Here is a 20,728-nt window from a genome sequence, read left to right on the forward strand (position 1 = left end):
GGATAGCCATGTCACGTCTGATCCTTACCCTTCTGTTAGGCTGGAGCCTGCTCCAGCCGGTTTACGCCGCCAGCGCACCGGATGCGTCGCAGATCAAACAACAACTGGAAGAGGCAAAGTCAGACAAGACTTCTGCAAGCCAGACGGCCGTCGTCGATGCCCTGCAATCCACACTGAACTGGCTGGATGAATACCAGAAGTCAGTGGATCTTTCACAAGATTATCAGCAGGTCATTGACGATTTTCCGAAACTTTCCCGCGAGTTGCGTCAGCAAATCGTCACGCTGACGGACAACAGCAAACCCCTGCGCAGTAATATGAGCGCCGCCGACCTCGATCAGGAGATCCTGCAGGTCAGCAGTCAGCTACTCGAAGAGAGCCGTCAGGTTCAGCAGGAGCAGGATCGCGCCCGTGAAATCAGCGATTCTCTTTCCCAGCTGCCGCAGCAGCAAACGGATGCCCGCCGCGCGCTGAACGAGATTGAACGCCGTTTACAGAGCCAGCCCGCCCCCACCACACCTCTCGGCCAGGCCCAGCTGGCTCAGCGCCAGGCAGAGTCTGCCGCACAAAAAGCGCGTGTTGATGAGCTGGAGCTGGCGCAGCTGTCAGCCAATAATCGTCAGGAACTGGCGCGGATGCGCGCTGAAGTCCACCAGCGTAAAGCCGCCAGTCTGGATGCCTATCTGCAGGACCTGCGTAATCAGCTTAACAGCCTGCGTCAGCGGGAAGCGGAAATGGCCCTTGCGCGCACTGAACAGCTGGCGGAAAACAGTGGCAATATGCCGGCCGGCATCACCGAACAGTTCCGCATCAACCGCGAACTGTCCAGTGCGCTGAATCAGCAGGCGCAGCGTATGGATCTGGTGGCTTCGCAGCAGCGAACCGCTGCCAATCAGACCATTCAGGTGCGTCAGGCACTCAGCACCATTCGCGAGCAGTCGCAGTGGCTGGGGGTTTCAAATGTGCTGGGCGAAGCGCTGCGCGCGCAGGTTGCGCGCCTGCCTGACATGCCAAAACCGCAGCAGCTGGACAACGAAATGGCCCAGCTGCGGGTGCAGCGCCTCTACTATGAGGACCTGCTGGAGCGCCAGAAAAATCTGCGCCAGCTACGCCAGGATGACAACAGCAACCTGACCTCCGAGCAGCGGCGTATTCTGGATGCCCAGCTGAAAACTCAGCGCGAGCTGCTGACTTCCCTGCTCTCCGGGTGCGACAACCTTATCCTTGGCGTCACCAAGCTGAAAGTGGGCAACAGCCAGCTGGTGGATGCGCTGAATGAAGTGAAAGAAGCCACCCACCGCTATCTGTTCTGGACCGCAGACGTCAGCCCGGTGGACTTCAGCTATCCCCTTAATCTGGCGCGCGATCTGCACCGCCTGCTGTCGCTGGATACGCTCGGCCAGCTGGGCGGCGCGATGGTGATGATGGTGACCAGCCGGGAAACCGTGCTGCCGCTGCTGGGTGCCGTGCTGCTGGTCGGCTTCAGCATCAGCTCGCGCCGCCACTTCCGCAACTTCCTTGAGCGCGCCTCCAGCAAAGTGGGCAAGGTCACTCAGGACCATTTCAGCCTGACGCTGCGCACCGTGTTCTGGTCGATTCTGGTGGCGCTGCCGCTGCCGGTGCTTTGGGCGGCACTCGGCTACGGCCTGCAACATGCCTGGCCCTATCCGATTGCCATTGCGATTGGTGACGGCGTGACCGCCAGCGTGCCGCTGCTGTGGGCGTTTATGGTCAGCAACACCTTTGCCCGCTCGCAGGGGCTGTTTATCGTGCATTTCCGCTGGCCGCAGGCGCGCGTCGCGCGCGCCATGCGTTTTTATACGCTGTGCATCGGGCTGGTGGTGCCGCTGATGATGATGCTGATCGCCTTCGATAATCTCGAAGATCGCGAATTCTCAGCCACTCTTGGCCGCCTGTGCTTCATCCTGATTTGTGGCGCTCTCAGCCTGGTGACGGTCAGCCTGAAACGCGCCGGGATCCCGCTGCACCTGGATAAAGAGGGCAACGGCGAGAACCTGATTAACACCATGCTGTGGAACGCGATGATCGCCATTCCGATGGTTGCGGCGCTCGCCTCCTGCATTGGCTATCTGGCTACCGCTCAGGCCCTGCTGGCCCGTCTGGAAACCTCGGTCGCCATCTGGTTCCTGCTGCTGGTGATCTACCACATTATTCGCCGCTGGATGCTGATCCAGCGCCGACGCATCGCCTTCGACCGTGCGCGCCAGCGCCGTGCTGAAATCCTTGCCCAGCGTGCGCGCGGTGAAGAAGAGCTGGCCGCCCAGCAGACCGCTGCCGACAGCGTTGACGTGGAAGAACCGGTGATCGATTTGGATGCGATCAGCGCGCAGTCGTTGCGTCTGGTACGATCGATCCTGACCCTGATCGCGCTGGTTTCAGTGATCGTCCTGTGGTCAGAGATCCACTCTGCGTTTGGTTTCCTGGAAAATATCCGCCTGTGGGACGTCAGCACGACGGTCCAGGGCGTGGAAAGCCTGCAACCGATCACCCTCGGATCGGTGATGATCGCCATACTGGTGCTGGTGATCACCACTCAACTGGTGCGCAACATGCCTGCCCTGCTGGAGCTGGCGCTGTTGCAACACCTCAGCCTGACGCCCGGCACCGGCTATGCCATTACCACCCTGACCAAATACCTGCTGATCCTGATTGGCGGCCTGGCGGGGTTCTCGCTGATTGGTATCGACTGGTCGAAATTACAGTGGCTGGTGGCCGGTTTAACGGTGGGACTGGGCTTTGGATTACAGGAAATTTTCGCCAACTTTATCTCCGGCCTGATCATCCTGTTTGAGAAGCCGATCCGCATCGGGGATACCGTGACCATTCGCGATCTGACGGGCAGCATTACGCGCATTAACACCCGCGCCACCACCATCACCGACTGGGACCGCAAAGAGATTATCGTGCCGAATAAGGCCTTTATCACCGAGCAGTTTATTAACTGGTCGCTGTCGGATTCAGTGACCCGCGTGGTGCTGACCATTCCGGCCCCGGCAGAGGCCAACAGTGAAGAAGTGACCAACGTGCTGCTGACCGCTGCACAGCGCTGTAGCTATGTGCTGGATACCCCGCCGCCGGAAGCCTTCCTCGTCGATTTACAGCAGGGGATCCAGCTGTTTGAGCTGCGCATTCACGCAGCCGAGATGGGGCATCGTATGCCGCTGCGCCATGAGCTGCATCAGCTGATCCTGCGCGGTTACCAGGAGCACGGGCTGGAAATGCCGTTCCCACCGTTCCAGGTGAGAATGGAAACCATCGGGCGGAAAACGCCTGCCAGTAACGGCGCACCGGCGGCAAGGAATTATAAATCAGGCGGGTTGTGATCGGTATGGCACGTTGCGGCTTTTCATACCGGCGTAACCATCCCGGCCGACCGAAACAGAAGGTCGGGCCCTACGGTCGAACGCTATCGGATTCCGTAGGGGCCCCCCCTACGGCTTACGCCAAAGGCTTAACAACGGTCAACGGTAAAGGCGATCACATCGCTGAGTTGCTCCGCTTTCAGCGCCAGCATCACAATACGATCCACCCCTAACGCCACGCCGGAACACTCCGGCATTCCGTGAGCCAGCGCGTCCAGCAGGTTGGTATCAATCGGCTGCACCGGCAGACCGGCTGCCGCGCGCTTGCGGTTATCCTGCTCAAAACGCAGACGCTGTTCGCGGCTGTCGGTCAGCTCGCGGAAGCCATTGGCCAGTTCAATCCCTTTGAAATAGACCTCGAAGCGCTCAGCCACACGGTGATCTTCGGTGCTGATCTCCGCCAGGGACGCCTGACTCGCCGGGAAGTGGTAAACAAAGGCCGGTTTCTCTTTGCCGATTTCTGGCTCCACGCCCAGCATAAACAGCAGCTGCAACAGCGTGTCGCGGTCTTCCTCACGATGCGCGAGATCGCCGGCACCCAGCTTCTCAGCCACTTCGCGCAGCTGGGCTTTGTCGGCAGACAGCGGGTCAATATCCAGATGGCGAATAAATGCCTGTTGGTAAGAGAGCGTTTCCGCCGCCGCACACTCCAGCACCTGCTGAAGCAGATCGTCCACCTCGTTCATCAGGCGATACATATCGTAATGGGGACGATACCACTCCAGCATGGTGAACTCAGGATTATGATGACGCCCCATCTCTTCATTGCGGAAACTGCGGCACAGCTGATAAATCGGGCCACTGCCTGCGGCCAGCAGCCGCTTCATATGATATTCAGGGCTGGTCATCAGATAAAGATCGACGCCTGCGGCGGCACCCGGCCCCACAAACCGCGTCTGGAACGGGAACAGATGTACATCGGTTACTGTCGCCTGGCTCATCGCCGGTGTTTCCACCTCCAGTACGCCACGATCGGCAAAGAAACGCCGGATTTCAGCCATAATCGCCGCACGCTTTAACAAATTGGCGATGGATGCACTTGGCTGCCAGCTAGCCGTATCGCTCATCTTTATTACTCCAAAGTCAGTTGGGGCAGGAAGTCTACCTGTACGCGCAGCAACACACAATTCTACGGAGAAAAAACCAGCACCCCCCATTCCCCCACGCTGAAAAAGGTTTTTATCAGCAACCCGCCGAAATGACCGAACACATCAAATTAGCGCATTTTTAACCCACGTATACTGAGCGCTGACTGGCGGATATATCTCGCTAACTTCATGAAAAAACTATAAATCCCGAAAAAACGGGGAGGACACCGTGCAAACCCTGAATGCCGATCTGGTTATTGTTGGCGCTGGTGGTGCTGGACTTCGTGCGGCCATTGCCGCCGCGGAGGCCAACCCAAGGTTGAAGATTGCGCTTATCTCCAAAGTCTATCCGATGCGCAGCCATACGGTTGCTGCTGAAGGGGGAGCCGCAGCGGTCACCCAGCAGCAGGATAGCTTCGATTCTCATTTTCACGATACCGTGGCCGGTGGCGACTGGCTGTGTGAGCAGCCCGTCGTTGACTACTTTGTGCAGCACTGCCCGCAGGAAATGGCGCAGATGGAGCTATGGGGCTGCCCGTGGAGCCGTAAAGAGGATGGCTCGATTAACGTGCGCCGCTTCGGCGGCATGAAAATTGAGCGAACCTGGTTCGCCGCCGATAAGACTGGTTTTCATATGCTGCACACCCTGTTTCAGACCTCGCTGAAATATCCCCAGATCCAGCGTCTCGATGAGCACTTTGTCCTCGACCTGTTAGTCGATGACGGCGTGGCGCACGGCGTGGTGACCATCAATATGATGGAAGGGACGCTGCTGGAAGTGCGCGCAAACGCAGTGGTCCTGGCCACGGGCGGTGCCGGACGCGTCTATCGCTATAACACTAACGGCGGCATCGTCACGGGTGACGGTATGGGCATGGCCTTTCGTCACGGTGTGCCGCTGCGCGATATGGAATTTGTTCAGTATCACCCGACCGGACTGCCGGGTTCCGGCATCCTGATGACCGAAGGCTGTCGCGGTGAAGGTGGCATTCTGGTGAACAAAGACGGCTACCGCTATCTGCAGGATTATGGCATGGGGCCGGAAACGCCGCTCGGCGAGCCGAAAAACAAATATATGGAGCTGGGGCCGCGCGATAAAGTCTCCCAGGCCTTCTGGCACGAATGGCGTGCCGGGCGCACCAGTGCTACCCCGCGCGGGGATGTGGTCTGGCTTGACCTGCGCCACCTCGGTGAGAAAAAACTGCGCGAACGCCTGCCGTTTATCTGCGAACTGAGCAAAGCCTACGTCGGCGTTGACCCGGTCACCGCGCCTGTTCCGGTGCGTCCGACCGCGCACTACACCATGGGCGGTATTGAAACGAACGCTCAGTGTGAAACCCGAATCCAGGGGCTGTTTGCCGTTGGCGAGTGTTCATCCGTTGGCCTGCACGGTGCTAACCGCCTGGGTTCGAACTCACTGGCCGAACTGGTGGTGTTTGGTCGCCTGGCGGGTGAACAGGCCGCACAGCGAGCCTCTCAGCCACATGCGATACGAGATGCTGCCCTCAGCGCGCAGCGTAACGATATAGAAAAACGCCTGCATGGCCTGGTAAATCAGCAGGGCAGCGAAAATGCGGCCACCCTGCGCGACGAGATGGGCATGGCCATGGAAGAAGGCTGCGGTATTTACCGCACCACCGGGCTGATGCAAAAAACCATCGATAAACTGGCCGAGCTGAAACAGCGCTTCAGAAAACTGCGGGTAACCGATACCTCCAGCGTGTTCAACACCGAACTGCTGTACGCCGTTGAACTGGCGCACGGGCTGGATGTGGCGGAATGTATGGCGCACTCCGCCATTCAGCGCAAAGAGTCTCGCGGTGCCCATCAGCGCCTGGACGAAGGCTGCACCACGCGCGACGATGAGCATTTCCTCGCGCATACCCTGACCTTCTTCAACCCGCAGGGTGCCCCCTCGGTCGCTTACGATCCGGTGACTATCACCCATCTGCCGCCTGCAGCCCGCGTGTATGGCTCGGCCTCTGAGGACACATCCGCAAAGGAGCCTGCTCATGAGTGATATCAAACGCCGTCAGATTGATATTCTGCGTTACAACCCGGAAGCTGACCGTATTCCGCGCAATGAGATTTTTGACGTCCCCTGGGACGACACCACCTCGCTGCTGGATGCGCTCGGCTTCATTAAAGATAACCTCGCCTTCGATCTGTCGTATCGCTGGTCATGCCGGATGGCCATCTGTGGCTCCTGCGGCATGATGGTCAACGGCGTGCCGAAGCTGGCCTGTAAAACCTTCCTGCGCGATTATCCCGCCGGGATGAAGGTTGAACCGCTGGCTAACTTCCCTATCGAACGCGATCTGGTCGTCGATATGACCCACTTCATCGAGAGTCTGGAAGCGATTAAACCGTGGGTGATCGGCAACCCGCGCGATGTCAGCGAAGGCCCCGGCCTGCAAACGCCCGGACAGATGGCGAAATACCATCAGTTTTCCGGCTGCATCAACTGCGGCCTGTGCTATGCCGCCTGCCCGCAGTTTGGTCTGAATCCGGAGTTTATTGGCCCGGCGGCGATCGCTCTCGCCCACCGCTATAACCTTGACAGCCGCGACCGGGGCAAAGCCCAGCGCATGCCGCTGCTTAACGGCATCAACGGCGTCTGGAGCTGCACGTTTGTCGGTTTCTGTTCTGAAGTGTGTCCAAAACACGTAGACCCGGCCGCCGCTATCCAGCAGGGAAAAGTGGAAAGCAGCAAAGATTTCCTGATAGCCACGCTGAAGCCCCACTAAGGAGACAGTGAATGACCACAAAACGTAATGCGTATATTCGCCCGATGTCGGGAAGCTGGTGGCAGTCGCTGCAATTTTACCGCCTGTACATGCTGCGCGAGGGCACGGCGGTTCCCGCGCTGTGGTTCAGCATTGAGCTGATTATCGGCCTTTTTGCCCTGAAACTGGGGCCAGAAAGCTGGGCGGGGTTTGTCAGTTTCCTGCAACACCCGGTCGTTCTTTTGCTCAATCTGCTAGCACTGGTCGCTGCCCTGCACCACAGTAAAACCTGGTTTGACCTGGCCCCAAAAGCACAGATTATTATCGTTAAAGGCGAGAAGCTGCCGCCGGAACCGGTGATTAAAGGGCTGTGGTTGGCGATGATTGTCATCAGCGTGGCGGTACTTGCCACCGTGCTGCTGGTTTAAGGAGTGATAATGAACATTCAACCACGACGTTCTGATGAACCGATCTTCTGGGGGCTGTTTGGTGCCGGTGGCATGTGGGCCGCGCTGATCAGCCCGGTGATGGTACTGCTGGTCGGGCTGCTGCTGCCGCTCGGTTGGGCTCCGTCAGATGCCTTCAGCTATGAGCGTATACTGAGTTTCGCCCAGTCGCTGCCCGGCAGGCTGATCCTGCTGCTGGTGATCGTACTGCCGCTGTGGTGCGCACTGCACCGTCTGCACCACAGCCTGCACGACCTCAGGCTGCATATCCCGGCCAGCAAACTCCTGTGCTACGGCATCGCCTCGCTGCTCAGCGTGGTCGCGCTGATTGGCGTTATTGCGGTATAAATTGCAGGCCAGGCTATACTCAAGCCATTCAATGATAAAGGAATGGCTGATATGTCACTGTGGAAAATGATCACCGCAGGCGCCGGGGCTCTGCTCTCGGTTGCCTGTTCAACCACCCCGCCGCAGGGGGTCACTCCCGTCACCGGGTTCAACGCCGAACGCTATCTTGGCAGCTGGTATGAGATCGCCCGTCTTGATCACCGCTTTGAACGCGGGCTTGACCACGTTACGGCTACCTACAGCAAGCGCGATGATGGCGGCCTGAAAGTGGTTAACCGCGGCTTTAACAGCAAAAAACAGCGCTGGCAGGAGAGCGTCGGTAAAGCCTATTTCACCGGCCCTACTGACCGGGCAACCCTTAAAGTGTCCTTCTTCGGGCCATTCTACGGTGGCTATAACGTGATCGCGCTGGACAGCAACTATCAGCACGCGCTGATTTGCGGACCCAACCGCGACTATCTGTGGATTCTTTCGCGCACGCCGCAGCTGGATGCAGGCGTCAAAGCCGATCTGGTCGCTCAGGCGCGGAACGCAGGTTTTGCGGTGGATAAGCTGATTTGGGTGAAGCAGGAATAAAACGTCAGTGCCGGTGCAGTGCACCGGCCTTTAAAACGATTAGTTGGTGCTTTTCTGGATAGCCTTGCCGCCCGCCTCAACGTCTTCACCTACGCCACGCGTGGTATTACAGGCAGAGAGTACGGAAGAGAGCACCAGAACTGAAAGAATGGCAATAATACTTTTCTTCATAGCAATTTCCTTTTAATTAGAGATAAGCACAGCGATATAAGCATAGCTGCAATTTATCCCCCTGCCTGTCCGGCACGGAAAATTTATGAGAATCTGGCGGGAATTTAAAAAGATAAGGGCCTGACTGAGCAGGCCCTCACTGATTCTGGCTTATTTTACGCGTGAAACGTATTCGCCTGAACGGGTATCGACTCTGATAACTTCACCAATCTGCACAAACAGTGGCACTTTCACTACCGCACCGGTAGAGAGCGTCGCTGGTTTGCCGCCGGTTCCTGCGGTATCACCCTTCAGGCCTGGATCGGTATCGGTAATTTCCAGCTCAACGAAGTTCGGTGGCAACACCTGGATCGGCTTACCGTTCCACAGGGTCACGATGCACTCTGCATTGTCGAGCAGCCATTTAGCCGCATCGCCCACGGTTTTCTCTTCAACAGGATGCTGTTCGAAGGTTTCCGGGTGCATAAAGTGGTAGAACTCGCCGTCGTTGTACAGGTAGTTCAGGTTGGTATCTACTACGTCAGCGCCTTCGGCGGAGTCGGTAGATTTAAACGTTTTCTCAACGCGCGTTCCGGTCAGCAGACGGCGCATTTTCACGCGTGCGAATGCCTGGCCTTTGCCCGGCTTAACAAACTCGCTTGATTCGATGGCATAAGGTTCGCCTTCGAACATGATTTTAAGACCGGGACGGAAATCGTTGCTAGAATAAGTCGCCATGAAGGCCCTCTAAATTTATAACTGGTACTTAGCCAAAAAAATGGCACACATTGTAACCCTAAATACCCCTGTGCGAGAAGATTGGTTGCATCAACTTGCCGATGTAATCACTGATCCGGATGAATTACTGCAACTTTTAGCGTTGCAACACCACCCTGAGCTGGTATCAGGCCATGACGCACGGCGTCTTTTCGCCCTGCGCGTCCCGCGGGCCTTCGCTGCACGTATGCGTAAAGGCGATCCGCAGGATCCTCTGCTGCTACAGGTGATCACCTCGCAGCAGGAGTTCGTTGATGCACCGGGTTACAGTACCGATCCGCTGGATGAGCAGAGCAGCGTGGTGCCGGGTCTGTTACATAAATATCGTAATCGTGCGCTATTGCTGGTCAAAGGCGGCTGTGCCGTCAATTGCCGTTACTGTTTTCGCCGCCATTTTCCATACTCTGATAACCAGGGCAATAAACGCAACTGGCAGCAAGCCCTGGAGTATATCCGACAACAGCCAGAACTGGATGAGATTATTTTCTCCGGCGGGGATCCGCTGATGGCGAAGGATCACGAACTGGACTGGCTGATCGGCGAACTGGAGCAGATCCCGCATATTAAGCGGCTGCGCATCCACAGCCGCCTGCCGGTGGTGATCCCCAAACGCATCACCGAAGCCCTGTGCCAGCGCCTGGCGCAGTCGCGCCTGCAAACGCTGATGGTCACCCATATCAACCATGCGCAGGAGATCGACGACGACCTGCGCCACAGCATGCACATGTTAAAACGTGCAGGGGTAACGCTGCTTAACCAGAGTGTGCTGCTGTGCGGCGTGAATGACAGCGCAGCGACGCTGGCCGCACTGAGTAATGCGCTGTTTGATGCCGGAATTCTGCCTTATTACCTGCACGTGCTGGATAAGGTACAGGGGGCGGCGCATTTCTACGTTGACGATCGGCGCGCGCGCGCCATCGTGCGCGAACTGCTGGGCATGGTGTCTGGTTATATGGTACCGAAGCTGGCGCGGGAAATTGGCGGGGAACCAAGCAAAACGCCGCTCGATTTACAGCTACGTCAGGAGTGAGCCGACGACGTTGAAGCGAATAAAAAAGGGTGCCCCCAGGGGCACCCTTTTTTAGCGTTGAATGCCTTTCAGGCCAACACGCTTACGGGCACTTGTATACCTGACCGCTCATTTTACTGTCCAGCGGTGCGAAGCTGGACCAGATGTTCTGGGTTGGGCTGGTCGCGCCGTAAATGACGTTGCCGCCCATCTCCGCTGCCCGGTTACGCAGATCGTTCGCTGCGCCGCGCAGTGAGCTTCCTTCGCCGCCGGAACCTGAGAACCAGTTGCTTTGCGCGCCGGTCACGTTACCCAGCATCTGGCAGCTACTGGCAGGTTGCTGATCGGTAAAAGTGACACGCTCGCCCGCAGAACTTAGCGTGTTTGAGCTACTACAGCCCACCAGCAGCAGCGCGAACGCCGAGAATCCCAGTACGTGAATACGCATGCTTTTCCTCAAAATTGTAAAATTATACGACCCTATTTATACCCTTTTATCTGGCAAAAGAAAAACCATACCTTATGCTCTTTTTGTAGGGCTGAAAGCGTTTTTGCAGACAGGGTGTATTTCCATTTTTTAACTAAATTAACATTAAACAGTAAAAAACATCAATATAGTCACAACAGGTTGGTACATACAATATTATCACTCACCAAAATTCACCTCTAAAATTATATAAAAAACCCATGAAATAACCAATTAGGGTGATACTAATTTTTTTCATTAAGATGTATGCTTTTTCGGCATTCCTGTTTAAGTTAAAAAATGGCTAGCGCGGGGGTGCAATCTAAACACTTATTAAATAATGGACCATGCATGAAAAAGACCAAAATACTCCTCTCGCTTTCAATAATAGCATTGCTCGCGTTAGGTTCTGATGAGGTATTTTCTGCGTCTCAAACCACTATAAAGCTGCAGGGGCAGATCGTCCCCAGTGCATGTGATATAGCCATGGATAACCCAGGAGGTATAAAATTAACCTTATCAAGTGCACAATATAGCGACTCAGCTTCGGGAAGCTTTAAACTTTCTAATAATAAGTTAGGGCTATTGATTCACTGTCAGAAAGCAACCTCATTTGCCGTTCGTTCAAGAGATATTGCGCTCAATGCCGGGAACGTACAGTTGCCGGGAGAAGATCCTCACAATATTTTCAGCCTTGGCATGACGGGTAACGGGCATCCTATTGGTGGCTACTTTGCTGACATTGACCATGAGCATTCATGGGTAGACGGTAAGCCGATAGCTAACTTTTTGACTTCTGAAAACGAAGGCCTGAGCTGGAAAAGCGGGCAGAGTAAACTGTCGCCTTCAGGGGATAATATTTATTCCTGGGGAAGTCAGACCACGCCGGAAAGTGCACATCAGGTGGCTCTTAATATAGTCATTAAACCTTTCATCTTCAATGTCAGTCGCACAGACGCGATCAATATTGAAGGGATGACCACTTTTGAGCTTGTTTACTTATAAAAGCACCGCTAAATATCATATTACACGTTAACTAAGGGGGAAAGACCACTATATATTAATACGCGATATTTATCACTATGGACGTTATGATAGTCTCAAAAAATTTATTTTTTAGATTATTGTAAGAAAACTTCGTTCTCCATTAAAAACTCTCACAATCTGAGAGCATTAATGTTGTTAACCCCATAAAGGATTATGTTAATCATGAAACTTAAAAACACTGCGTTAACTCTCGCTATTTTTTCCGCTATCACTGCATCTGGCATGGCTAATGCGGGTAAATCACAGCTGACTATGAAAGTGGGCGGCACGATTCTCCCTGCCTCCTGTGAAATTGGTGAGGGTAGCAGCACCACCAGCATCAACCTGGGACGCCTGTCGGCGTCTAAACTGAATGACAATGAAATGACCACTCTGGCTGCACAAACCGCTAAAATAAACATCGTTTGTCCAAGCTATACCGCAATCAGCCTCCAGGCGACTGACGTTGCCGAAAAAGCCGGGCAGGTGGAATACGCCAACAGAGTGACACCGGAAGTTTTCAGCCTTGGTGCGACTTCTGACGGTAAGGTGATCGGGGGTTATTTCGTAGCTATGCAGGATACGTCTAAAGTGGACGGTCGCCCAGTCGCCAATTTTATTCAAGCACCGATGGGGTCCACTTCATGGGTAAAATCTGCCGGCGGCATTAACGCTAACAATAATGTTATGTACTCGTGGGCCGTCCTGAGCCCTGATGCCCCAGCGCTGGGAAAAGTTCACAGTATCGACCTGAAAATTGTGCCATTTATCGAACCAGCCTCCACCCTGAACACGTCTGAAAATATTGAAATCAGAGGTGAAGCCACCTATGACCTGGTTTACCTGTAATCCTTAATTTCGACCTAATTTTCGGAGTGTCGCGACTAAAGGCACTCCGTTCTTTTTCAGAGGTTATATGAACTCGCGCTCCTTTATTCCCGTCACACTCACACTGCTAGGTTCGCTATGCGCAACGGTGTCTTATGCCACCATGAAGCCTGAAGCACCGATGCTATTGATCCTTGAAAAGGATGGTGGTGGCAGTATCAATGTCACCAATACGGATAATCAGACAGAGTTATTGTATGTAAAAATCATCGACTTACCCGATGACAAGAAACCAAAACTGTTTACCACTCAGCCCGTTATGCGTCTCGGTGCAGGGAAAACCCAGATGGTCCGTTTTATCCTCAACAGCGATCGCCCACTCGAGCATGAGCATCTTAAACGCGTTGCTTTTGAAGGGATCCACCCCAAAAAAAAGGATGGTGAAAACAGAATCGACGTCAATATCCGGCAGAATATTCCTGTGATCATCCACCCCAAAGGGCTGCCCATGATTGCCGACCCCTGGAAGGCGCTGGAGTGGAAAATCGAGGGTAATAAACTTACCGCCCATAACCCCAGCCCTTATGTTGTCAGGCTTTCACAGCAGGTAACGCTGCTACCCAATAATAAATCCGCAATGCTCACCAAAAGCTATCTCCTGCCACAACAGACCATTTCCGCCAGCGTGAAGGACGCCAACAGCCTGTCATCTGTGCAAAAAGTCAGCATTATTACGTTGTCCAAATATGGCTTTGAAACTGGCAGTGTCGAAATGCCAGTAGCACAGTAAATTCGTCGATATAAGGATACCCGCACTCATTACCTGACAAATGGAATAATGTGGAAGCCAATTTTTTGCTACCGGCCAGCGTACTTTTTTTGGCGGTAAGTTTCGGCGTTAATGCCAGTGAAACATCCTCTACACCCACGATATCAAAGGAAACATCGACTGAAGACTGGGACGTTGACGCTTTGAAGCGCCACGGAATTGCCGCCGACTTGCTGAACAACCTGGATAATCTGGGCAAAATCCCTGTCGGCGACAACGTGGTTGATATCAGTCTTAATGGCGATTTCATCGGTTCATTTCAGCTACACGTCGCGCCCTCGGGGGTCATTTGTTTCACCCCGGCAATTTTTGACGGTCTGGGTCTGCCCGTCCCCGAGGCAGCACGTACTCAGGACTGTTACAACTGGGCTGATAGCAACGATCAGGTAAGCCTGGAGTGGCAGCAGGAAACCCAGGCGCTGAGCATTGTGGTGCCGCCTGCATGGCGAGATCTACGCCGTGGGGAAAGCGAAACGGGTGGAGTCGCAGCCAGCACTAACTATAATTTTTTTTCCAGCCTGAATCTCTCTCGCCATCAGAAAGAGAGCTACAGCTGGCTGGCACTGAATAGCGGGATTAATATCGCCAACTGGATGCTGCGCAGCCAGCAAAATATTCAGAAAGACAATGACGGCCTGTCTGCCACGGTTAATTCAACTTTTCTCGAGCACTATTTCCAAAAGCTGGACAAAATTGTGCAGGCTGGCGAGATCACCGTCCGTAATACCCTGTTCTCTCTGGACAACATACGTGGGGTTCAGCTCGCACCGGATGATGTGCTGTCAAACAATGGCCAGGGCAGTGGCGTCAGCGTTGAGGGTATTGCGAATACCCCTCAGGCTCGCGTCGAAGTGCGCCAGTATGACCAGATAATATACAGTACCCTGGTCCCTGCCGGTCCATTCAATCTGAGTAATATTCCGGTTCAAAATCTTAACGCGCCTCTCGACGTCACAGTCGTGGAGAATCATGGTGAGCGTCAGCATTTTATTGTGCCGGTCAGTCAGCTTACGCGCTTCAAACGCAGAAGTACCCCCGGCTTCAGTCTGGCTTTAGGCAGGATCGACAATACAAACCACAGCGGGGCACCGGCTATTTTGACGCTGAACCAGAACTGGCAGCCGGGTTCCCGCTGGTCGTTGCGCAGTGGTAGCTTGCTCAGTGGCCGCTATCATTCGCTGGCTTTATCCCTTGATGGGGTGCCAAAAATTCTTTCCGACAACAGCTCATTTTCGTTGCAGGCGGTTGTTGATCAGGAAAGTTATCACCATACCCGTGGCGCTCAGCTTCGTTTCTACAGCAATCACCGGCTGTCGAAAAACCTGTCAGTCTCCCTGGGGTTGAGTAAAAACACGCCCGGCTTTACCACGCTGAGTGAAGCAATCCAGCGTGATGGCGTCCGGAATAATAACCAGAATAATGAGATGAGCGTCACTACCAACTGGTCTCCGGAATGGCTGGGATCGTTATCCCTGAACTACAGCCGTACGCGCAGCTACCGGGATAACGAATTGTGGACCTACACCATGCTGACCTGGAACCGCCGCATAAGAAAAAATATTCAGCTGTCACTGAGCGCGTCACGAGGCAGTGGCGGCAAGCGAAAAAATAAAAATATCATGCTGAACGTTAACTGGTCGCTGGGCGACACCCATTTTCGTCACTATTACCGCGCGTTAAACAAGCGCAAGGTTCTGGGTAGTGAGGTGAGTGCCTCCCTCTCTGATTACACTGATTACAATCTGTCGCTGGAACAGGATAACAGCTCCAGCACGCGCTCCGTTGAGGCGTCACTGAACAGCGACCTGCGCTATACGCGCATGGGCCTCTCTGCACAAAGGGATAACCAGCATAACTCCGGTTACAGTGTCAGTACTCAGGGTGCAGTGATCCTTTATCCTTACGGCATTAATTTCAGCAACAATCCCGTAGATGATACCTACGGCCTGCTTACACTCAGCCAGCCGGTTTCAGGTGTGCCAATTATCACCCCTGGTGGAACGACATGGACAGACTGGCGCGGTAAGGCGGTCATCCCTTCCATCCCTCCATGGCAGGATAGTTCGCTGAATATCGACGTAGATAAATTACCCAGGAATATTGATGTGATTAACGGCTATCGTACGCTGCACCTGGCGCGTGGCACGGTAAAAAAGGTACAGATGACTTTATTATCCGGCACCCGATTACTCCTGACCATTATGCTTGCCGATGGCAGCCTGCTGCCGAAAGGGAGCACGCTATGGGAAGAAGACCACATTGTGGCGCAGGCCGTTGATGAAGGCGTCGTTTTTCTGAGTAATGCGGCCAGCCAGGCCACGCTGCGGGTCAAAATCGCGCACAGCAAGGATGAATGCCAGATCAGTTATCAGATTAAAGATGAGAGCGATGACGATCAGATGCTGTATAAACAGCTCAGCACAACCTGCGAATAAAAAAACACCCCGTCAGCCAAAAACTGACGGGGTGTCTGGTATCACTTATCGTTATACGACAGTGTGACGGATTACATCATACCGCCCATACCGCCCATGCCACCCATGCCGCCGCCAGCACCTAAATCAGGCGCGTCGCCTTTCGGCAGGTCGGTCACCATGCATTCGGTGGTGATCATCAGGCCGGCAACAGAGGCCGCGTACTGCAGCGCAGAACGGGTGACTTTGGTTGGGTCCAGAATACCGAAGTCGATCATGTCGCCGTACTCTTCGGTCTGCGCGTTGTAACCGTAGTTACCTTCGCCCGCTTTCACGTTGTTAGTCACAACAGAAGGCTCTTCACCGGCGTTAGCCACGATCTGACGCAGTGGGGATTCCATTGCGCGCAGCGCAACTTTGATACCCACGTTCTGGTCTTCATTCTGGCCACGCAGTTCAGACAGTTTAGAAGCCACGCGCACCAGGGCAACACCACCACCCGCAACCACGCCTTCTTCAACTGCGGCACGGGTTGCATGCAGAGCATCTTCAACGCGCGCTTTTTTCTCTTTCATTTCAACTTCAGTAGCTGCGCCCACTTTCAGAACGGCAACGCCGCCTGCCAGTTTCGCTACACGCTCCTGCAGTTTTTCACGGTCGTAATCAGAGGTCGCTTCTTCGATCTGCTGACGGATCTGAGTCACGCGGCCAGAGATAGCAACTTCTTCACCAGTACCATCGATGATGATAGTGGTGTCTTTGTTGATCACAACGCGTTTCGCCTGGCCCATATCTTCCAGACCTGCTTTTTCCAGCTCCATACCGATCTCTTCAGAGATCACGGTACCACCGGTCAGAACAGCGATGTCCTGCAGCATGGCTTTACGACGGTCGCCGAAACCAGGTGCTTTAACCGCAGCCACTTTCACGATGCCGCGCATGGTGTTGACCACCAGGGTAGCCAGCGCTTCACCTTCAACATCTTCAGCGATAATCAGCAGTGGCTTACCGGCTTTCGCAACGGCTTCCAGCACTGGCAACATTTCACGGATGTTGGAGATTTTTTTGTCAGCCAGCAGGATGAATGGCGATTCCAGCTCAACTGCGCCAGTTTCTGGCTTGTTGATGAAGTATGGGGACAGGTAGCCACGGTCGAACTGCATACCTTCAACCACGTCCAGCTCGTCCTGCAGGCCGGTGCCTTCTTCAACGGTGATAACGCCTTCTTTGCCTACTTTTTCCATCGCCTGAGCAATCAACTGGCCCACGGTTTCGTCGGAGTTAGCAGAGATGGTACCTACCTGAGCGATAGCTTTAGAATCAGAGCACGGCACAGACAGTTTTTTCAGTTCTTCAACCGCCGCAATAACGGCCTGGTCGATACCGCGCTTCAGGTCCATCGGGTTCATGCCCGCAGCAACGGCTTTCAGGCCTTCAGTGATGATGGACTGTGCCAGTACGGTTGCGGTTGTGGTGCCGTCGCCTGCTGCATCGTTCGCTTTAGAGGCAACTTCTTTCACCATCTGAGCGCCCATGTTTTCGAACTTGTCTTCCAGCTCGATTTCACGCGCAACAGAAACACCATCTTTGGTGATGGTCGGTGCACCAAAAGATTTATCCAGAACCACGTTACGACCTTTCGGGCCCAGGGTAACTTTTACTGCATCTGCCAGTACATTCACACCGCGCAGCATTTTTACGCGAGCGTCATTACCGAATTTTACGTCTTTAGCTGCCATTTTAACTTTTTCCTTAAATTCGTTACGTTCAGTGAATTACGCGCTGATTACGCTTCAACAATTGCCAGAATGTCGTTTTCTGAGATGATCAGAACTTCTTCATTGTCGATTTTTTCAGTTTTCGCGCCGTAGCCTTCGCTGAAGATGACCACGTCACCTACTTTCACGTCGAGCGGCTTCACTTCGCCATTTTCCAGGATGCGACCGTTACCGACGGCCAGGATCTCGCCACGAGTAGATTTACCCGCAGCAGAACCGGTCAGCACGATGCCACCTGCAGATTTGGATTCAACTTCTTTACGCTTGACGATAACACGATCGTGCAATGGACGAATTTTCATTGTTAGCTCTCCTTTGAGAAGTCCAATCAGTTTTGGGATGAAAGCCGGGCTTCACTGGCACCGGCCTCGTGACGGAAGAGATGCGGCCGCCGGAGAGACCTTTCAAGGGCCAGCAGGAAATTTTTTTGTTAAGCGCACTATTTGCCGCTTTTTTACCCAGCCAGCCAGGCGGGCACAAAAACGAAAACGGCGCTCCCTGGTGGAGCGCCGTTTTGTCCGGGCAGAATCATTTAATGCTTGTCGTTATTGCGGTCATGCTCAATCAGGTTGGACTCTTTACGCTCGTACTCGCCGTCAACCGTAAACCCGCTGTCAGGCCCTGCCCCCGGACCGCGCCAGACTTTCAGGTGCGGCATCAGTTTCAGCGTCAGGTGTTTCTGCACCGGAGGCAGTAACAGCAGCAGACCGATGAAGTCGGTAAAGAAACCGGGCAGCAGCAGCAGGAAACCGGCCAGCACCAGCGAGACGCTTTTAATCATCTCAGCCGCCGGGCTTTCACCGGCATTCAGCTTTTGCTGCATCAGCACAAAGTTTTTCATCCCCTGGTTTTTCACCAGCGAGACGCCAATGCAGGAGGTGAAGATCACCAGCAGCATGGTCAGCAAGACACCCATCACATGGGCAACCTGAATGAAGAGAGAAATCTCGATCCACACCAGGGCAAAAATCACTAAGAACGGTAACCAGCGCACCGCGTTCTCCTGTATCAAGGGCGACCGTGCAACTGCACGGCGGCATAAAATGGCGGTCGAAGTGACCGATAGTATAGAAGATGGGAACGAAAACCCCGTTTTTCAACTGGAAATGTGGAAAATCATCCGCCGTCTTTCATTGTGAGTACGATCACATATGATTGAAACTGTTTGATATGGCAGACAGTTTAAGTGATCTGGGTTCAGGCTTTTGCATCGCAACAGAATATGATCGTGCCCAGCCTGTTACAAACAGATAAAATGTTAAAGCAGCCGTTCCCCGGCCCGATATTCTCTGGATGTCAGGTGCAGAAACAGGCGCTTAAATTGTATTGATTTAACCGGTATTCCCTAAAGAAGGTTCTCATGGCTAATAACATTCGTATCGAAGAAGACCTGTTAGGTATGCGTGAAGTTCCCGCGGATGCTTACTACGGTGTTCATACTCTGCGTGCGATTGAAAACTTCTATATCAGCAACAGCAAAATCAGCGATATTCCTGAGTTTGTGCGCGGTATGGTCATGGTTAAAAAAGCGGCGGCGCTGGCGAATAAAGAGTTACAGACCATCCCCCGCAACGTGGCTAACGCCATTATCAACGCCTGTGATGAAGTGCTGAACAACGGCAAGTGCATGGATCAGTTCCCTATCGATGTCTATCAGGGGGGGGCGGGCACGTCGGTGAATATGAACACCAACGAGGTGCTGGCCAACATTGGCCTGGAGCTGATGGGGCATCAGAAAGGGGAATACCAGTTCCTTAATCCGAACGATCACGTCAACAAATGCCAGTCAACCAACGATGCCTACCCAACCGGTTTTCGCATCGCGGTTTACAGCTCTATTTTGAAACTGCTGGATGCGATCGCGCAGCTGAGTGAAGGCTTCCAGCGTAAAGCCGTGGAGTTCAACACCATTCTGAAGATGGGCCGTACCCAGCTTCAGGATGCCGTTCCTATGACCCTGGGTCAGGAATTCCATGCGTTTAACGTCCTGCTGAATGAAGAGATCCGCAGTATCCTGCGCACCGCAGAGCTGCTGCTGGAGGTGAACCTCGGCGCAACCGCTATCGGTACCCGCCTCAACACCCCGGATGGTTATCAGCAGCTGGCGGTTGAAAAACTGGCCGAAGTGAGTGGTCTGGCGTGCGTTCCGGCAGAAGACCTGATCGAAGCCACCTCCGACTGCGGTGCATATGTGATGGTACACAGCTCGCTGAAGCGCCTGGCGGTCAAGCTGTCGAAAATCTGTAATGACCTGCGTCTGCTCTCCTCCGGCCCACGCGCTGGCCTGAATGAAATTAACCTGCCGGAACTGCAGGCGGGTTCGTCAATCATGCCTGCCAAAGTCAACCCGGTGGTGCCAGAAGTCGTCAATCAGGTGTGCTTCAAAGTCATCGGTAACGATATTACCGTGACCATGGCCTCTGAAGCCGGTCAGCTGCAGCTGAACGTCATGGAGCCGGTGATTGGCCAGGCGATGTTTGAATCCATTCATATTCTGACCAACGCCTGCTATAACCTGCTGGAAAAATGCGTCGACGGCATCACCGCCAACAAAGCGGTTTGTGAAGCCTACGTGTTTAACTCCATCGGGATCGTCACCTACCTCAACCCGTACATTGGCCACCACAACGGCGATATCGTCGGTAAAATCTGTGCCGAAACCGGTAAGAGCGTACGTGAAGTGGTGCTGGAGCGAGGCCTGCTGACCGAAAGCGAGCTGGACGACATTTTCTCTACGCAGAACCTGATGTTCCCGGTGTATAAAGCTAAACGCTATACCGATGAAAACGAACAATAACAGACCTGACAATTAACCCTTTTTAAAGGCACGTGTTCTCTGAACAACGTGCCTTTTTACTTTTCACGGCACACAAAATTTTAACGG

Annotated in this window: 19 protein-coding genes; 12 read left to right on the forward strand and 7 right to left on the reverse strand. The window is 54.0% G+C overall.

Features of this window, described 5'->3' with window-relative positions; genetic code table 11:
- Positions 1-8 precede the first annotated feature (8 nt).
- Complete coding sequence (gene mscM / locus ABEH87_RS12205; protein ID WP_346576632.1) at positions 9-3,344, forward strand: miniconductance mechanosensitive channel MscM; 3,336 nt, start codon at positions 9-11, stop codon at positions 3,342-3,344.
- Positions 3,345-3,472: 128 nt separating this feature from the next.
- Here the strand turns inward: mscM and epmA are convergent, their stop codons facing one another.
- Positions 3,473-4,450 (reverse strand): elongation factor P--(R)-beta-lysine ligase, encoded by a 978-nt coding sequence (epmA, locus tag ABEH87_RS12210; protein WP_346576633.1) that lies wholly within the window; start codon positions 4,448-4,450, stop codon positions 3,473-3,475.
- A gap of 250 nt (positions 4,451-4,700) precedes the next feature.
- On the opposite strand from epmA, the gene frdA reads away from it, so the two are divergent.
- Genes frdA through ABEH87_RS12235 form a run of 5 tightly spaced genes read left to right on the forward strand, consistent with a single transcriptional unit; the run spans position 4,701 to position 8,567 of the window.
- Entirely contained in the window at positions 4,701-6,491 is a 1,791-nt protein-coding gene (gene frdA / locus ABEH87_RS12215) for a fumarate reductase (quinol) flavoprotein subunit (RefSeq protein ID WP_346576634.1), read from the forward strand.
- Entirely contained in the window at positions 6,484-7,218 is a 735-nt protein-coding gene (locus ABEH87_RS12220; RefSeq protein WP_346576635.1) for a succinate dehydrogenase/fumarate reductase iron-sulfur subunit, read from the forward strand. The genes frdA and ABEH87_RS12220 overlap by 8 nt, the downstream gene beginning before the upstream one ends.
- A gap of 11 nt (positions 7,219-7,229) precedes the next feature.
- Positions 7,230-7,625 (forward strand): fumarate reductase subunit FrdC, encoded by a 396-nt coding sequence (frdC, locus tag ABEH87_RS12225; RefSeq protein WP_346576636.1) that lies wholly within the window; start codon positions 7,230-7,232, stop codon positions 7,623-7,625.
- 6 nt (positions 7,626-7,631) lie between these two features.
- Entirely contained in the window at positions 7,632-7,991 is a 360-nt protein-coding gene (gene frdD, locus ABEH87_RS12230; RefSeq protein WP_346576702.1) for a fumarate reductase subunit FrdD, read from the forward strand.
- Positions 7,992-8,042: 51 nt separating this feature from the next.
- A complete protein-coding gene (locus tag ABEH87_RS12235; protein WP_346576637.1) occupies positions 8,043-8,567 on the forward strand; it encodes a lipocalin family protein in 525 nt (174 codons plus the stop codon).
- Positions 8,568-8,606: 39 nt separating this feature from the next.
- Here the strand turns inward: ABEH87_RS12235 and ABEH87_RS12240 are convergent, their stop codons facing one another.
- Both ABEH87_RS12240 and efp read right to left on the reverse strand, forming a co-directional pair.
- Positions 8,607-8,738: an entericidin A/B family lipoprotein gene (locus ABEH87_RS12240; protein WP_346576638.1), complete on the reverse strand. Its 132-nt coding sequence runs from the start codon at positions 8,736-8,738 to the stop codon at positions 8,607-8,609.
- A 150-nt stretch (positions 8,739-8,888) separates the two neighbouring features.
- The gene (efp, locus tag ABEH87_RS12245) at positions 8,889-9,455 is read right to left on the reverse strand and encodes an elongation factor P (RefSeq protein ID WP_013200470.1); all 567 of its coding nucleotides are present in this window, start codon (positions 9,453-9,455) and stop codon (positions 8,889-8,891) included.
- 40 nt (positions 9,456-9,495) lie between these two features.
- On the opposite strand from efp, the gene epmB reads away from it, so the two are divergent.
- The gene (gene epmB, locus ABEH87_RS12250; protein WP_346576639.1) at positions 9,496-10,524 is read left to right on the forward strand and encodes an EF-P beta-lysylation protein EpmB; all 1,029 of its coding nucleotides are present in this window, start codon (positions 9,496-9,498) and stop codon (positions 10,522-10,524) included.
- Between the two features lie 82 nt (positions 10,525-10,606).
- Here epmB and ABEH87_RS12255 read toward each other — a convergent pair whose 3' ends face one another.
- A complete protein-coding gene (locus ABEH87_RS12255; protein ID WP_346576640.1) occupies positions 10,607-10,951 on the reverse strand; it encodes a DUF4156 domain-containing protein in 345 nt (114 codons plus the stop codon).
- A 369-nt stretch (positions 10,952-11,320) separates the two neighbouring features.
- Between ABEH87_RS12255 and ABEH87_RS12260 the strand changes: the two genes are divergently transcribed.
- From ABEH87_RS12260 to ABEH87_RS12275, 4 genes are all read left to right on the forward strand, one after another.
- Complete coding sequence (locus ABEH87_RS12260) at positions 11,321-11,974, forward strand: hypothetical protein (RefSeq protein WP_346576641.1); 654 nt, start codon at positions 11,321-11,323, stop codon at positions 11,972-11,974.
- A gap of 204 nt (positions 11,975-12,178) precedes the next feature.
- On the forward strand, positions 12,179-12,844 hold the full coding sequence (locus ABEH87_RS12265) for a hypothetical protein (protein ID WP_346576642.1): 666 nt from the start codon (positions 12,179-12,181) through the stop codon (positions 12,842-12,844).
- A gap of 67 nt (positions 12,845-12,911) precedes the next feature.
- On the forward strand, positions 12,912-13,613 hold the full coding sequence (locus ABEH87_RS12270; protein ID WP_346576643.1) for a fimbria/pilus chaperone family protein: 702 nt from the start codon (positions 12,912-12,914) through the stop codon (positions 13,611-13,613).
- A 182-nt stretch (positions 13,614-13,795) separates the two neighbouring features.
- Complete coding sequence (locus tag ABEH87_RS12275; protein ID WP_346576644.1) at positions 13,796-16,087, forward strand: fimbria/pilus outer membrane usher protein; 2,292 nt, start codon at positions 13,796-13,798, stop codon at positions 16,085-16,087.
- A 71-nt stretch (positions 16,088-16,158) separates the two neighbouring features.
- Here the strand turns inward: ABEH87_RS12275 and groL are convergent, their stop codons facing one another.
- From groL to ABEH87_RS12290, 3 genes are all read right to left on the reverse strand, one after another.
- On the reverse strand, positions 16,159-17,805 hold the full coding sequence (groL, locus tag ABEH87_RS12280; protein WP_346576645.1) for a chaperonin GroEL: 1,647 nt from the start codon (positions 17,803-17,805) through the stop codon (positions 16,159-16,161).
- Positions 17,806-17,852: 47 nt separating this feature from the next.
- Entirely contained in the window at positions 17,853-18,146 is a 294-nt protein-coding gene (locus tag ABEH87_RS12285; RefSeq protein ID WP_133842582.1) for a co-chaperone GroES, read from the reverse strand.
- Positions 18,147-18,376: 230 nt separating this feature from the next.
- Positions 18,377-18,838, reverse strand: a complete 462-nt coding sequence (locus ABEH87_RS12290; RefSeq protein ID WP_346576646.1) for an FxsA family protein — start codon at positions 18,836-18,838, stop codon at positions 18,377-18,379.
- A gap of 366 nt (positions 18,839-19,204) precedes the next feature.
- On the opposite strand from ABEH87_RS12290, the gene aspA reads away from it, so the two are divergent.
- A complete protein-coding gene (gene aspA, locus ABEH87_RS12295) occupies positions 19,205-20,641 on the forward strand; it encodes an aspartate ammonia-lyase (protein ID WP_346576647.1) in 1,437 nt (478 codons plus the stop codon).
- The last annotated feature ends 87 nt before the right edge of the window (positions 20,642-20,728 follow it).

It is taken from the genome of Erwinia sp. Eh17-17, assembly GCF_039675725.1.
Lineage (GTDB): Bacteria > Pseudomonadota > Gammaproteobacteria > Enterobacterales > Enterobacteriaceae > Erwinia.

Coding starts and splice junctions, on each gene's coding strand:
- mscM (WP_346576632.1), top strand. CDS start 9: ATGTCACGTCTGATCCTTACCCTTCTGTTAGGCTGGAGCCTGCTCCAG.
- epmA (WP_346576633.1), bottom strand. CDS start 4,450: ATGAGCGATACGGCTAGCTGGCAGCCAAGTGCATCCATCGCCAATTTG.
- ABEH87_RS12220 (WP_346576635.1), top strand. CDS start 6,484: ATGAGTGATATCAAACGCCGTCAGATTGATATTCTGCGTTACAACCCG.
- frdC (WP_346576636.1), top strand. CDS start 7,230: ATGACCACAAAACGTAATGCGTATATTCGCCCGATGTCGGGAAGCTGG.
- ABEH87_RS12235 (WP_346576637.1), top strand. CDS start 8,043: ATGTCACTGTGGAAAATGATCACCGCAGGCGCCGGGGCTCTGCTCTCG.
- ABEH87_RS12240 (WP_346576638.1), bottom strand. CDS start 8,738: ATGAAGAAAAGTATTATTGCCATTCTTTCAGTTCTGGTGCTCTCTTCC.
- efp (WP_013200470.1), bottom strand. CDS start 9,455: ATGGCGACTTATTCTAGCAACGATTTCCGTCCCGGTCTTAAAATCATG.
- epmB (WP_346576639.1), top strand. CDS start 9,496: ATGGCACACATTGTAACCCTAAATACCCCTGTGCGAGAAGATTGGTTG.
- ABEH87_RS12255 (WP_346576640.1), bottom strand. CDS start 10,951: ATGCGTATTCACGTACTGGGATTCTCGGCGTTCGCGCTGCTGCTGGTG.
- ABEH87_RS12260 (WP_346576641.1), top strand. CDS start 11,321: ATGAAAAAGACCAAAATACTCCTCTCGCTTTCAATAATAGCATTGCTC.
- ABEH87_RS12265 (WP_346576642.1), top strand. CDS start 12,179: ATGAAACTTAAAAACACTGCGTTAACTCTCGCTATTTTTTCCGCTATC.
- ABEH87_RS12270 (WP_346576643.1), top strand. CDS start 12,912: ATGAACTCGCGCTCCTTTATTCCCGTCACACTCACACTGCTAGGTTCG.
- groL (WP_346576645.1), bottom strand. CDS start 17,805: ATGGCAGCTAAAGACGTAAAATTCGGTAATGACGCTCGCGTAAAAATG.
- ABEH87_RS12285 (WP_133842582.1), bottom strand. CDS start 18,146: ATGAAAATTCGTCCATTGCACGATCGTGTTATCGTCAAGCGTAAAGAA.
- aspA (WP_346576647.1), top strand. CDS start 19,205: ATGGCTAATAACATTCGTATCGAAGAAGACCTGTTAGGTATGCGTGAA.